This window comes from Haladaptatus sp. DYSN1 (genome assembly GCF_029489995.1).
In the GTDB taxonomy this organism is placed as follows: Archaea; Halobacteriota; Halobacteria; order Halobacteriales; family Halococcaceae; genus QDMS2.
In genome coordinates this window covers 130234-143324 of sequence record NZ_CP120470.1, presented here as the reverse complement: position 1 = coordinate 143324, position 13091 = coordinate 130234, and the positions used below count along the sequence as shown (strand labels likewise).

General features: G+C 55.2%; 10 protein-coding genes and 1 pseudogene. 7 read left to right on the top strand and 4 right to left on the bottom strand.

Annotated features, from left to right (window positions below):
- Nucleotides 1-345: 345 nt before the first annotated feature.
- Both P0648_RS00745 and P0648_RS00740 read left to right on the top strand, forming a co-directional pair.
- Entirely contained in the window at nucleotides 346-576 is a 231-nt protein-coding gene (locus P0648_RS00745) for an AbrB/MazE/SpoVT family DNA-binding domain-containing protein (protein WP_276246158.1), read from the top strand.
- The gene (locus P0648_RS00740; protein ID WP_276246159.1) at nucleotides 577-951 is read left to right on the top strand and encodes a PIN domain-containing protein; all 375 of its coding nucleotides are present in this window, start codon (nucleotides 577-579) and stop codon (nucleotides 949-951) included.
- Between the two features lie 359 nt (nucleotides 952-1310).
- On the opposite strand, the gene P0648_RS00735 is transcribed toward P0648_RS00740, so the two are convergent.
- Both P0648_RS00735 and P0648_RS00730 read right to left on the bottom strand, forming a co-directional pair.
- On the bottom strand, nucleotides 1311-2615 hold the full coding sequence (locus P0648_RS00735) for a transposase (protein WP_276246160.1): 1305 nt from the start codon (nucleotides 2613-2615) through the stop codon (nucleotides 1311-1313).
- Nucleotides 2616-3470: 855 nt separating this feature from the next.
- On the bottom strand, nucleotides 3471-3929 hold the full coding sequence (locus tag P0648_RS00730) for an SRPBCC family protein (protein WP_276246161.1): 459 nt from the start codon (nucleotides 3927-3929) through the stop codon (nucleotides 3471-3473).
- A 698-nt stretch (nucleotides 3930-4627) separates the two neighbouring features.
- On the opposite strand from P0648_RS00730, the gene P0648_RS00725 reads away from it, so the two are divergent.
- The 3 genes and pseudogenes from P0648_RS00725 (at nucleotide 4628) to P0648_RS00715 (ending at nucleotide 7237) form a co-directional block, all read left to right on the top strand.
- Complete coding sequence (locus P0648_RS00725; protein ID WP_277504890.1) at nucleotides 4628-5245, top strand: YihY/virulence factor BrkB family protein; 618 nt, start codon at nucleotides 4628-4630, stop codon at nucleotides 5243-5245.
- Nucleotides 5246-5500: 255 nt separating this feature from the next.
- Nucleotides 5501-5932 (top strand): IS200/IS605 family transposase, encoded by a 432-nt coding sequence (gene tnpA / locus P0648_RS00720; RefSeq protein WP_277504889.1) that lies wholly within the window; start codon nucleotides 5501-5503, stop codon nucleotides 5930-5932.
- Nucleotides 5929-7237: pseudogene (locus P0648_RS00715) on the top strand (RNA-guided endonuclease InsQ/TnpB family protein). Before tnpA ends, P0648_RS00715 begins: the two are co-directional and overlap by 4 nt.
- Nucleotides 7238-7728: 491 nt before the next feature.
- On the opposite strand, the gene P0648_RS00710 reads toward P0648_RS00715, so the two are convergent.
- Nucleotides 7729-8250 carry a hypothetical protein gene (locus P0648_RS00710; RefSeq protein ID WP_276246162.1) on the bottom strand — a complete coding sequence of 174 codons (522 nt, stop codon included), beginning with the start codon at nucleotides 8248-8250 and terminating at the stop codon, nucleotides 7729-7731.
- A gap of 835 nt (nucleotides 8251-9085) precedes the next feature.
- Between P0648_RS00710 and P0648_RS00705 the strand changes: the two genes are divergently transcribed.
- Entirely contained in the window at nucleotides 9086-9730 is a 645-nt protein-coding gene (locus P0648_RS00705) for a hypothetical protein (protein ID WP_276246163.1), read from the top strand.
- Nucleotides 9731-9803: 73 nt separating this feature from the next.
- On the opposite strand, the gene P0648_RS00700 is transcribed toward P0648_RS00705, so the two are convergent.
- A complete protein-coding gene (locus P0648_RS00700) occupies nucleotides 9804-11219 on the bottom strand; it encodes an ATP-binding protein (RefSeq protein ID WP_277504886.1) in 1416 nt (471 codons plus the stop codon).
- A 1450-nt stretch (nucleotides 11220-12669) separates the two neighbouring features.
- On the opposite strand from P0648_RS00700, the gene P0648_RS20530 reads away from it, so the two are divergent.
- Entirely contained in the window at nucleotides 12670-13026 is a 357-nt protein-coding gene (locus P0648_RS20530) for an HNH endonuclease (RefSeq protein ID WP_369685687.1), read from the top strand.
- Nucleotides 13027-13091 lie beyond the last annotated feature (65 nt).

Here is a 13091-nt window from a genome sequence, read left to right as displayed (position 1 = left end):
CTCCACACTCAGGTCACTCACTCTGTATTCTCTCCCCTTCCGGATTATTTGCCGATTGTGAACCCGAAAATCCCTCGAAAGCAACTGACTCAACGCCCATACTACCGCTTTGCGGGAGGGTGGTTTTGGCGAAATTTCGACGTTCGGTGATTCCTCACAGAAACCGTGAAATCACCTGCGGGAAACCGATTGTGGAAAAATCGATGTTGGGGTCAATCGGATGGCTCGATTTCACGACGTATTCCCAGACCGGTTACGAGAGCTGGAGTACCTGTACGTCAGCACTGATGGGTAACTATTTGAATTTGGGGAAATCTCTTATACTTTCCCACCATAAACACGACTATGTCCGAGGCAACACTCGACGGTCGTGGCCGCCTCACGCTTCCGAAAGAAATCAGGGAGCGCTACGGGGAGCGCTATCGCATCGTTCAACTTCACGATGGTCTCAAGTTGGTTCCAATTGACGAAGATCCGCTTGCTGCCCTGCGTTCTGAATTCGCAGACGTCGAGAAGACAGCAACTGAACTCCGCGACGAAGCCCGCAATGCGGCGCTGGACGAGGCCGGACCCTGAATGTACGCTGAAACCGACTTCCTTCTGGCACTCATCAAGGACGAAGACTGGCTCGGTGACGCTGCAGAGAAGGTGTATCACAACCACCGAGACGAACTCTGGACGTCTCAATTCACGCTCATCGAACTCCTCATGGTCGCCTATCGTGAGGAACGGGATACAGAGCGAGTCATCACGAACGCTGCAGCACTCATGGAAATCCGCGGTGACGTGGACACGGTCATGGCCGCAGCAACCTACGTCGAAGACCACGGATTCACTCCCTTCGATGCCCTACATCTTGTCGAATCCGACAGTGATACAATCGTTTCGAGTGACGATGCGTACGAATCATTCGCACCACGACTCGACCTGAAGGCAATCGGGGAAGAGTAGCCCGACTACAGCGAGTCGAAATCGAGGTTGACCACGTACCAATCGAGTGCCTATCCGATACCAACTCCAAGCCCTACGAATATCACGCCGACCGCAGGCGAGAAGCCACTGCATCGATGAACGCGTTTAGACTGGTCGCCATCCGCCTGTACTGACCCAATATCACTAGCCATAACGACCCAGCAATGCCGGGGAGTTCGTTGCTTACGTCGTCCAAAAAGCGGGTATCAACGTCTCAGGCCGAAAGCCATGCGTATGTCTGGACGGTCCCGAATAACAGTGCTAACGCTGCATTCTCGACGACAAGTGACATCCTCCCCGCCATGAACGGCGGGGCTTCCCGTACCGCGTTGGGATATTTACGGTTCACAGAGGCTCGCTTGGTCAGCGAACGTCCCCTGTCCACTACTCGGGTCGTGTTCTCCACGACGGAACAGGTTGACTACTGGGCGTGCCACACGCCCGCTACTCCTATCCCCGGAAGACCGAGGACTCAGAGTTACCTTTTCTGCTTGGTCTAACCGACGCCGAATGTTCTCCGCACCATTCGAGTCGGCGTTCATCACGACTCCACACCCACAACAGACGTACAAGCCACGCTCTACACGATTGGCATCTCGTTTCTGTCCACAGCACGAACACGTCTTCGAGGTGTCGCGCTCGCTCACCACAACGACGGCGATGCCTTCGGCTTTCGCCTTGTACGTGAGGAGGTTCGTGAAGCGGTCGAACGCCCACCCGTGCAAGCCTTCGTTGCCACGGTCGCCCCAGTTGCGAGCCTCGCCGGTTTCGTCGTTGTCACGGATGCCTTCGAGGTTACCAACAGCAATCGTTCCGACACCTCGTTCGACGCACTCTGAGACGAGGTGTCTGGTGAGGGCGTGCAGGTAGTGTGACCGGCGCTCAGAACGTTTCCGTCGAAGCCTGAGGGCCTTGTTTGACCGAGAGGAGTTGCACGTTGCTATCTCCTTGGCGAAGTAGCGTTCGTCGGTCTTGAGGGCGTTCCCCGGATACAACTCGTGGGCGCCCGTGGAATACGAGACGGCGGCGACGTTCTTGATGCCGAGGTCGATACCGGCGGTTTCGTTGCCGGGCGACTCAGCCTCGATGTCGTGTTTGCACACGATGTGGAGTTCCCACTCGTCGCCGTTGTAGACGGCTCGGACTTGGCGGACGTTCTCGACAACAACATCTGGTCGGGTCTCGATTTCGCAGAGGATGAAGTCCGACCAGTGTTCTTTCAGGTTTCGACCTTTGGAGAGGCGAATCCGGTTGTTGTGGGCGTCGTGTTTGAAGCCGTCTTCTTTGAACGTGACCGTCGAGCGCGGGTGGTCGCCGTTGTGTTTGCGGTACTTCGGTGGGTTTGCGCGGTCGTTCCCGTTTCGGCGCTTGGCGTACCAGCCACGGAACGCTTCAGCGAGTTCTTCGATGACTCGCTGACTCGACTGAGAATTGAGGTCGGCGTAGCGTTCGTGGGTCTTCAGGTAGGCCTTGAGCGGGCCATCCTCGGGGATTGTCCCTGTTTCGCTCCAGATGCGGTCGCACGTCCAGCGTGCGATGTTCCAGAGTTTCGAGGCGGCGAACCCAAGCGAGTCCAAGTCACTCGTGACCTGTGGCTGGTTCCGGATGGAAGCAACGTAGGTTCGAGTGACCTGAATCGCCATACATAGCCTATGTAGACAAACCTACTTAATGGTATGGACTGGCGTTGAATATCCTGTCTGCAATCGACGGTGGTCTGTGTAGGAGTTGTCGGATTCACTCCCCCCCTTTAGGGCGGGATTCTCTCCTCGCAGAATGATAGATTACTGCCGGACAGCATTGTCCGACCGGCCAGGGCGAACACTCCAAACAATGTCGCCAACAGCAGATTGTACTTCGCGAATGCGACCCAACACTCTTGGTCGAGTTCGACGAGGCCATCGGTACCCATAGTTACAGTTTGGTCTGTGGGGTAACAAGCGTCATGGCCTTCAACTGTCTTTCTTCCCATTATCCCGCCAAATAGAGCGGACAGAACGACGAAAGCGACCGCTCGTCGGAGTGAAATTGTGAAACGGTACCAGGTGCGAGAATCGAACCTCAGTCGCTCCCTTCGGTCGCTCCTTGCTTCGATTCTCTCCTATCTGATCACTCCCGTTTTCGTCCATGTTCGCGTTGCTCTCAGTCGAGAGCAAACGCTCAGGAATTGAGAACGGAAGGAAGGTCCAGGTGCGAGAATCGAACCCCGATCGCTACCGCTCCCGAAAGAACTCAGAGAGCGCTACGGTGAGCGTTATCGAATCATCCAACTCCACGATGCTCTCAAGCTCACTCCCATCGACGAAGATCCGCTTGCAGTTCTCCGGTCTGAATTCACAGACGTGGAGAAGTCATCAGATGAACTCCTCAAAGAAGGTCCTCAAAGAAGGTCGCAACACGGCGTTGGACGAGTCTGGACGCTGATTCACTCCTCGTAATGCCTGCCCTTCGTAAAATCTGACGGATCGGCTGCGAACCGCACACATCCCACTGCTCAGTCACGGTTTCCTCACGACTTCAGGTTCGAGAATGGCCTTCAAATTCTCACCTTCCTCTTTCATATGTTTCCGGACGGCGTCGAACTCACGCCGGTTGAGCCGCGCACCGATTGGTCCGGTGCGAACCCTGATTCGTTGGGTGAGGTCACAGCCGTCCTCGTGCGGGTCGATGGTAAAGCTAATCGACGGCATCAGGAGTCCAACGAGCAGCGATGTTGGTCTAAACTCGATGTATTGGTTAGGAACCACCTCGGTAAATCGCACCGTCTTTTGCTGGGTCTTCCCCGCAATCCGTTCCTCGAAGTAGGCTTCCGACCCCTGCGCTAATCCGGCTTCGTCGAGCCACCGAAACTCGATGTGGTCCGGGTGCCACCGCTCGTAATTTGCCTCCATCGACTCGAAGAAGCCGTAGACGGCTTCCGGAGACGCCTGTATTCTTGTAGTCTCCTCTAATAGCATCTCACTCTCACTATCGGCGTGCAGCGCACAAAATCGTTTGTCCGCGCACTCAGCCAGGTTTTCACGCGCCTGCCGATTCCCGATCGATGAAAGACAATACGAACCAAGCAGCGGACCGACCACGAGCAACCACCTGGACGGCGGAGCGACTCCGTTTCATACGTAGTGATACCCGACAGAATCGGATGGTGTGCCCGATACTCGTCTCCCAGGCCGTCGATTACTGTTCATACCTGGCTGTTTTCTCCGGTAGTGGTGAGTATTGTTGGTGGTACTGGGAGCTAGAACGATTCGGCGTTCCTCTGGCTGTGGCACGCGTGTTCGAAATGAGTCGGGACAGAGTCGCTTCCGGTGGTTCGGTGGGTTTCGAGCGCTCCTCGTTCGAGCGGTTTCTCGCTCGATGTTTCATAATCGGTTTCCCTCTGGTGGTTTTCTCTTTCACATCTGCGTCTGTTCGCTGGCTGAATGCCCGATAGACGGCGTGTCGCGGCGAATCAGGCGTGTGGATTTCGTTGATTCTTAGCCCGGGTATCGCTTCGCTGTGTTCCTTGCGTGCCATTTCGTGTTCCTCGAGCGCTTCGAGGGCTGTAACCCGCCAATTCCGATTTTGCACGTCCCCTCAGACTCCGTTTGTAGTTCCGTCTCGATTCTCTGCTATCCCCTCTCTTCCGGTCAAACCATCCGATTAGGAACAGTCGATGATCGCCCAGGTCATCACGCGTCTCTTCCAGAGCCAGACGAGCGGGGCCGCCGGATCGTCGGTTTTCGGCCTCGTCGTGCTCGTCTGGAGTGCGTTGAAACTCTTCGGAGGACTCAACACCGCGTTCGCGGAAATTTACGAGGTTGATGTCGACAGTTCGTTCACTGACCAGCTCAGAGATGGACTCGTCGTCCTCGTGTCATTCGTGTTCGCCGCCGCCGCTATTATCGTGGCGACGAGCGCATTCAGTGCCTACTCGGAACGAGTTCCATTCCTTGGGGTGCTGTTGCCGGTCGTAGTGGCCATCGGCCTCGTGGTCGCGTTGTTCCCAATGTACTACGTCTTCCCGAACGTGGACGTCTCGCCGCGCGAAGTCCTGCCAGGGGTCGTCGTGGCCGCAGTCGGATGGGCTCTTCTCCAAGGCGTATTCCAGATCTACGTCACGCTGTCGAGTGGTGGCGGGACCGGTCTCATCACCGGTATCATGCTCCTCCTCACGTGGTTGTACTTCAGTGGAGTCGTCCTGTTACTGGGTGCAGTGGTCAACGCGGTTATCGAAGGATATCCTGCGGAGCGCGTCGATATCGGGGAGACCGTTCGCTCGCCGACTGACTAGGCACGTTTTCAATAACATCGGGAGGGCTTCGATAACGAGTTGAGTGCCACCCACCACGTCGTCTTTCTTCCCGCCGCCTCTGTCGAACTGCGAGATAGCTGTTCGGACTGACGTGTTGATTACGAAAAATTCGAGGCGAAAGCCTCGCCCTTCAGGGCGGGGATGAAGCCGACCAACAGTATTCAACCGCCGACGATGGCATAGACGGGGTTCCAACGCGATCTTTAAGCCGCCCGACCGTGATAGTATGCATGGATGGTGAAGAGTACCCGTCACGCGAAATACGAACTCTACTACCACATAGTGTTCGTTCCGAAATCTGACGGAATCGAAGATTCCGCTGACCTCGCGGAACAAGGTTCCGCTCAGTATCGGGGTTCGCACCTGACGGGGGAGACGGAGGAACGTCTCGAAACCATCTTCGCGGAAATCTGTGACGACAAGGGCCTCGAACTGGCCGAGTCCAAGGTCATGCCCGACCACGTACACCTGTTCATCGGGAGTCCACCGAAGAACGCCCCATCACTCATCGTCAACTGGGTCAAGGGCATCTCGGCGCGGAAATACAACAACCGCTACGACGACCGCGTGAAGTGGACTCGTTCGTACTACGTCGGTACGGCGGGGAGCGCATCTAAAGGCGCTGTCGAACGCTACATCGCTGAACAGGAGGGTGAGGACGCATGAAACGCGTCAACACCTTCGAGGTGGTTCCACAGACCGAGAACGACAAAGAGTGCCTCCTACGGCTACTCGATGCGTCCGCCTCTCTGTGGAACGAACTGACCTATGAACGTCGCCAGAACTACTTCGGTGACGGCGACGTGTGGGACATCTCCGAATACCGAGGGCGCTACAACGGCGTCGTCGGAAGCGCGACCGTCCAACAGGTCACGCGCAAGAACAGCGAAGCGTGGCGGTCGTTCTTCGCCCTCAAGGAGAAAGGCGAGTACGCCAACCCGCCGTCGTACTGGGGCAACGAGGAGGACGGACGCGAACTCCGTACCTACATCCGCAACAACCAGTACACGATTCAGTGGGGCAAGCGTAGTCGTCTTGAAATCCCCGTCGGGCAAGAACTGAAAGACGAATACGGACTCGGCTACCACGAACGACTCCGCCTCGAAGTCCGAGGCAACCCGAAGTGGGACGGAAAACAGGGTCGTCTGGAACTTGAGTACGACGAGGTGAGCGACACGTTCAGGGCTTTTCAACCAGTCACCGTACCTGATTCTCGACTGGATTCACCACTGGCTTCCGAAGAAGCCGCCCTCGACGTTGGCGCGAACAACCTCGTCGCCTGTTCCACGACTACTGGGAACCAGTACCTCTACGACGGACGGGGGTTGTTCGGACGGTTCCGTGAGACAACAGACGAAATTGCCCGAGAGATGCAGTCTCTCGGAATCACGGAAGACAAAGTTTTCCGGACGACTCCGAGAGGGACGCTACAGTTCCAAGCGGATTCGACGGCTGTACCGACAGCGAACCCGTCGCCGTGACCACGCACAGAACGCGCTGGTGCGCGACCTCGTTGAACGGCTGTACGACGAGGGTGTGGCGACGGTGTACGTGGGTGATTTGACCGACGTGCTGGAAACGCATTGGTCGGTCAGGGTGAACGAGAAGACGCACAACTTCTGGGCATTCAAGAAGTTCATCCACCGTCTCGCGTGCGTCTGTGAGGAATACGGTATCAGCCTCGAAGCCGAGTCGGAAGCGTGGACGAGTCAGACGTGTCCCGAGTGTGGCGACCACGAGAAGACGGTTCGCCACGGAGATACGCTGACGTGTCCGTGTGGCTTCGAGGGGCACGCCGACCTCACGGCGTCTGAGACGTTCCTTCGAGAGAACAGCGATTGCGAAATCAGGCCGATGGCACGGCCCGTGCGATTCGAGTGGGACGACCACGATTGGTCGGGGAAACCACACCCTCATGAAAGTCCCAAAGAAGTGCGCACGAACCCGCAAGTTGCCTCCGTGGGTCGGTAGCCGAACCCCCAACGGAGGAATCCTCGCGCTTTAGCGCGGGGAGGATGTCAAGTTTCTGTGAGACTGGGGATTCGGTCTTGGAACAGTTGGTCGAGCACAACCCAGAGTATCTCTGTTGGAACAGATTTCTCGAACGTCGCCCGCTCATAGCTCATCTCTCCCGTTTCTGGATTTTATACTGGAAGTGCATTGGCCCCAGTTCGGGATGATCGTCATCGCAATGCCATCCACAGTTGAATCCAGTGTTCGGATCTGCGTAGTGGACTCGGAAGTGCTGTGTATCACGGAAAAATCGCCATTCGACGTCAAGCAGCGGTGATTCAGGACCAGTCATCGGCACAACACGGGTTGGGTCGATTTGTGCTCGGATACATTTCTTGACGATACTATCTGGCTCATACCCGACTGACGTGATTGCAGGATGCCGCTGGAGGACATCCCTGAGCCCTTCATAGACCGAGCTGTCGGTTGTTCCTGAAAGGCCCATCTACTCACACAGGGATGGCGTCTCGGTCTGTCGCCCAGTCGTATTCGTTGAGTGCCGCCCGAACGACCGGGATGCGGTCAGCGAGGTGCTCCCATTCGCTTGCGGTTTCGCGCCGCGTCCTGCTCTCATCGGCATCGGAAACATCTGCGATACTCGCTCGAAGTTCGCCAGGTGTCTCAACGTTGTAGGATTCTTTCCAGTCGGTGATTTTGGCACGCATCGATTCAAGCGCCCTCGTCAGTTCCTCACGACTCTGCTCTCGTTGAAGTGTGGCGATTTCACGATAGGTTGCCATGAGCTGATCGACACAGTAGAGCGTTTGGTCACCTTGTTTTATCGTTCGTAGAACGTTGTCCTCAACAAGTTGGTCGAGGTATTTTTGCGCCGTCTTGACGGAGACTTCCGTTTCTGTGGCAACCCATGAGGCAGTGCGGGGGGTTCGAAGCGTCCGTGCAGCGGCACGAATCCGCTCACCCCGCGTCATTGAAGTCTGTGGATAGGTGGTCTCGTGGCTATCGTCAGGCATATTCGGAAGTACGCCCTCTCCTAATATATATCCAGTGGGTTGGAAATATGCGGTGTAGTCACTGACTCTTTGCTATTGATTGGCTCGCGTTTATACGTCGTGCTGATAGGGAGAGCGAATCGGTCACGAGCGAACTGCTTTGAGGGTGTGTTCCTCTACCTGTTCGTGAATTATTCACTCTGTCACTGCTTCGAAGTCCGACAGTGCTTGTCACCGCTCGCAGAAAAGAAGCCAACTTGCCCCTCTTCGTACTCGATAATGATGCTATAGCACGTGTTCTCATCATATGTCATCGACTCGCCTTCACCGGTTCCATTCACTCCCACTGAGACTCTTTGGCGTCCCGCTTCCTGCGGGAGTTCATCGAATAGCACCGGAACGGGCGCTGTTCCTGCAGACGGCACTTTGTGAGACTTCTCGTAGGTGACCGAGCCATTCGTCTCAATCTGTACGGTGAATCGATGAGTGTCTGAATCGCGGTTGATGAGTTGCATCTTCTCGATGCGTGCGGTGGGTTGCTCGGGTGGCTTGACTGCGTGTTGAATCGCCGAACAACCGGCGAGGAGAGTGGTGGCGCTAATGCCCAACCCCCTCAGGAGAAACGCTCGGCGAGACTCATCGGACGACCTCATTCTTGTTATAAATACAACACATATACAAAGTCTTTCTGAGAGTGCCGAACTCCTTGCGATTCGACCAAGCACTGCAAGTCCGTTGACGAAGAGGTCACTCGCTGAGTGAAAGACGAATTTTCATCGAGAGACCGAGTTATAATGTCTGCCAACCAATGGGTTATCGACAGAGTGGAGAAATCAATACTCAGTATCCATCCCGAATGAACGACCAAACCGCCGTCAACACTGTCGAGGAGTACTGCATGTTTGGCGAGGAACGCGTTTACCTGTTCATGGCGATTGCACGCCAGAAAGAGAACCCACACCTCACCAGCAGTACAGAAGTCACGTTTCGTGAAGTCGTCACAGATACTCAAGACATTCGTCGGAAATTCGACCAGCTCCAGTCGTGGGCTCAACACTACCGAACCGAATCCGGCGACCCACTGGCCTTTCGGCTGTATCTCTCCGTGAATGCCCGGAACACGGTAGACGGCTTCTTCAATTTTCAGGAGCAGACAAACGGCTGGATCAGAGCGTGGTTAAAGGGCGATGAGACTGCCCCCCGGAAGTTCAAGCGCCTGTCCAGTTACTGGAAATCTGAACTCCAGAAACCTACTGCGAGCGACGACTCACGATTCCTCTTCGACCTGGACGATACCTCAGAGGAGGATGCACAACGCCTGCTCGCATCTCTGGAGAAACAGACGTCGGTCGTGACGGTCCGTGAGTCACCGAATGGGTATCACATCGTGACGGAACCGTTCAACTACACTACTCTCGATATCGATGTCGAATATGATTTGAAGACGGATGGGATGTTGTTCGTTGGGTTTCTCAGTGACTCATCGGAGAGTGATGGGTGAGTCTCTCGTATGGTGGTTCTGGCAATCGCCGGAACGGACATGAGTCGAATGTATGACTTCCAGCTATCTCCTTTCAGTTTTCGGCTTCACTTTCGAGAACGGCAACGACCTCGGTCAGATCGAAGAGACGGAGGTCATCGCGTTCGTCTGCAGCTTCTTCGACAGAGCGTTTGAATCCAGACCGGCTGAACAAGGCGAACTCAAATTCCGGCTCTCCACCCGCTTCGGGCGTCCAGTCGATATGGGGTGCGTCTTCTTCGAGAGCTGAGAGAACGTCATAGCCGAGGGGTGCGTTTGTGAACTTCGCTTCGCCAACGATCAGCGTCGATCCGTCGGTTGGTGCGACGACGTCCACCTCACGGCCCTTGTACCACCACTGACTCGGAACCTGTGTGAGCTGGTAGTCTGTATAGAGTTCCGGTACTGCCTGATGACAGAGTGATTCGAACGTCTCACTGACGAAGTCGGGCAATTCCGGTTCGATGAGATCAGCATAGGCGTTCTCGCCGTAGAGTTCGTACTGTCCACTTCGTCCGTAGAGATATCGGAAGTAAAACCGGAATACGGGGTCTCGGATGTGGTATCGAGTCTGTTTGCTGCGTGCCGGGTTGGCGAGTGCTGGATGGTGTTTCTCGATTATCTGGAGCGTTTCCAGCCGGTCGAAATAGTACGACGTGTTGGTGCTTTCGATACCGGCTCCCTGCGCGATTTCGTTCCGACTGCGGTTTCCACTCGCCATCGACTCCAGTACGGAAAAATACGTGTTCACCTCACTGAGCTCCATCTGGAGGACGGTTTCGGGTTCGTCATGGAGTGGTCCATCTGGGTCACACAACAACCGATTGATATTCTCTCCGAGACGTTGCGACGGATCGAGTGGCATGAGATATCGGGGTGTGCCCCCGAAGACACCATAGACGAACACTCGCTCCTCGGGATCGTACGTGGGCACGAACTCGTTGATGGAGCGAAACGGGAGTTGAGTGAGTTCGAGACGGCCATTCGGTGTCTGTGATACGCGCCCGTAGAGTGGTGCCCCTCCATCAAGGACGTGTGTATGAATCATCCCGATTGCAGAGCCCGTTAGTACGAGGGTTGCCTGACTCTCATCGACAGCCGTATCCCAGAGATGTTGAATGATCGAGGGGAGGCCCTCGTTCGATTCGATGAGGTACGGGAATTCGTCGATAACGATGATTGCGTCTTTGTCGACGAGGTGTTTCAGGAGGGGTTCCCACTCCTCTTTGACGGCGGTACTATCGGGATACGTCGTGGCGGCTGCCTCGATGAACCGCCTGAGTTGCGTCGTCTCTGTTCCCTGGACTGCCTGATAGTACACCGCACCGTCGCGGTCGGCAATCGATTGGCGGACGAGTTCGCTTTTGCCGATTTGCCGTCGCCCATAGATAATCGCAAGCTCTGCAGTATTGCTCGAATAGAGCGCCTCCAACCGATCGAGCTCCTTGATTCGATTGACGAACTGGTCCATGCGCTCAGTTATCTCAGGAGGTACATATTGTCTTCGGAGTTATAGTTCAAACTATTATAGTTCAAACTATTATAGTTCAAACTCTAATAGTCTGATTACTACTATCTGAGTAGACATCGCCAGCCTCCGATTTTCGAAAAGACAGTGGGTGCCAGCGTCGTCGTCAGCCATCTACAACCCAATTTGTCTGATAGTCCGCTCACTCGCGTATCGAGTATTCATTCTCGAAGCAGACAGACCAGCCAAAGGATCAAATGCTGGACGCTTGAGGTCAATGCATGACCGCAGATCGGCTCCGAAGTATCGTCCCGATGTTTGGTGGGGCGACCCAGTACATCGAGACACTGGATGCAACGCTGGCATTCGTCGATTCCTCCTACCCGACGACAGACGAACTCGTTGCATGGCATCAGGAAACGTTTGCGAACGTCTCCAGTCGGTCGTCCATCATGCGGCGCATGGGGTATCTCACAAATCTCGGCTTCTTACAGCGTGATGGCGAGAAGTGGACCCTCGGTGCTGTTGGTGAAGAGTACACGCAGAACCATGACACGGCAACACTGTTCCGAGTCATGTCCGACCGCAACGTTGGGCTCCGGAGTCTGCTCTATGCGTTGGCCGTCGCCCCGATGACCATCATGGAGATTAGCGACCAGCAACTCGATACACACCCCGAATTGGGCTGGCGTCGTGGCGAGCCGGATATGGCGCTCCAGCGGGCAAATTGGCTTCGGAGTATGGGGTTAGTCGAAAAGCAAGGGGATGAGTACCAGGTGACTCGTGACGGTCGTGCGTTCGTCAAGGATGTTGAGTCACCAAACGATGTTGGCTTGTTCTTTGTGGCAGTCAATGACGAGTGGCTTACCAGATTCAAGACCTCCGTAGTTCGTCCATTCAAACTCGCTGGTCGTGCGAACGTCCCCTCGCAGTTGGAAGGGGCTGATTCGGTGCGTGTTTGGGGAACAACTGCAACAGACAGTGCGAAGAAACAGGCGGCAATTGACCGACTCAAACAGGACGACGTTGTCCTCTTTTACCATGCTGGTGCATTCATCGGAGCCGGAACCGTCGGTCGAGTGTTCGAGAGTCAGACAGTCGGCGATTGGCTCTGGAATAATCCGGAGAGTCGTCACATCTACACGCTCAACGACTACAGAGAGGATGTTCCGACCGTTGAAGAAGTGCGGTCGATGTTGGGCTACAAAAATGACCGATTTGTGAATAGCAGTCTCGATCCTGTCGCTGAGGAAAAGGTTGGAGAGTTAGTTCGACAGTACGGTTCGCTTGAAGCAGCTCTGTTCGGTTCTCCTGTTCAAGAAATTTCAGAACCTACCGAAGACGAAATCCAAGCGGAACAATCTCTACTGGCGCGGGCTCTTGATTCGGAAGCCACTATCATCGAGGACAAGACGCAATACACGATACAGAAGCGGAAAGCTCGTGACGCCGCATTTCGGCGGTTGGTGAAGCTTACGATTATATCTGTGCTGTCTGCGAGAGTAGGCGAGAAAGCCTGGCGGGTGGGTTTGAGGTCGAAGCTGCGCACATTTACCCAAAAAGTGAGGGAAGTTCTGAGGACCCTCGAAATGGAATGGCGCTTTGTCGATTACACCACTGGGCTTTCGATTCTGGGTGGCTTTCTGTCTCGGATGATTACGAGGTTCTCGTTCGGGACGAAACGGGGTGTGAGGGATATCATGAGTTCAAACAATACGATGGGGAGACGCTGGAACTTCCTTCCGACAAGCGGGCAAAACCCAGTGTTGAGGCGTTACAGAAGCATCGAGAAATCCATGAGTTCGTGTGATGCTCACACAGTTCGTTACGGTTCGGTAGCACGTCGCACGGGACTGCTACGTGATATATAATATG

Bases quoted from the DNA above. Each gene is read 5' to 3' on its own strand.
- P0648_RS00745 (WP_276246158.1), top strand. From the start codon at position 346: ATGTCCGAGGCAACACTCGACGGTCGTGGCCGCCTCACGCTTCCGAAA.
- P0648_RS00740 (WP_276246159.1), top strand. From the start codon at position 577: ATGTACGCTGAAACCGACTTCCTTCTGGCACTCATCAAGGACGAAGAC.
- P0648_RS00735 (WP_276246160.1), bottom strand. From the start codon at position 2,615: ATGGCGATTCAGGTCACTCGAACCTACGTTGCTTCCATCCGGAACCAG.
- P0648_RS00730 (WP_276246161.1), bottom strand. From the start codon at position 3,929: ATGCTATTAGAGGAGACTACAAGAATACAGGCGTCTCCGGAAGCCGTC.
- P0648_RS00725 (WP_277504890.1), top strand. From the start codon at position 4,628: ATGATCGCCCAGGTCATCACGCGTCTCTTCCAGAGCCAGACGAGCGGG.
- tnpA (WP_277504889.1), top strand. From the start codon at position 5,501: ATGGTGAAGAGTACCCGTCACGCGAAATACGAACTCTACTACCACATA.
- P0648_RS00710 (WP_276246162.1), bottom strand. From the start codon at position 8,250: ATGCCTGACGATAGCCACGAGACCACCTATCCACAGACTTCAATGACG.
- P0648_RS00705 (WP_276246163.1), top strand. From the start codon at position 9,086: ATGAACGACCAAACCGCCGTCAACACTGTCGAGGAGTACTGCATGTTT.
- P0648_RS00700 (WP_277504886.1), bottom strand. From the start codon at position 11,219: ATGGACCAGTTCGTCAATCGAATCAAGGAGCTCGATCGGTTGGAGGCG.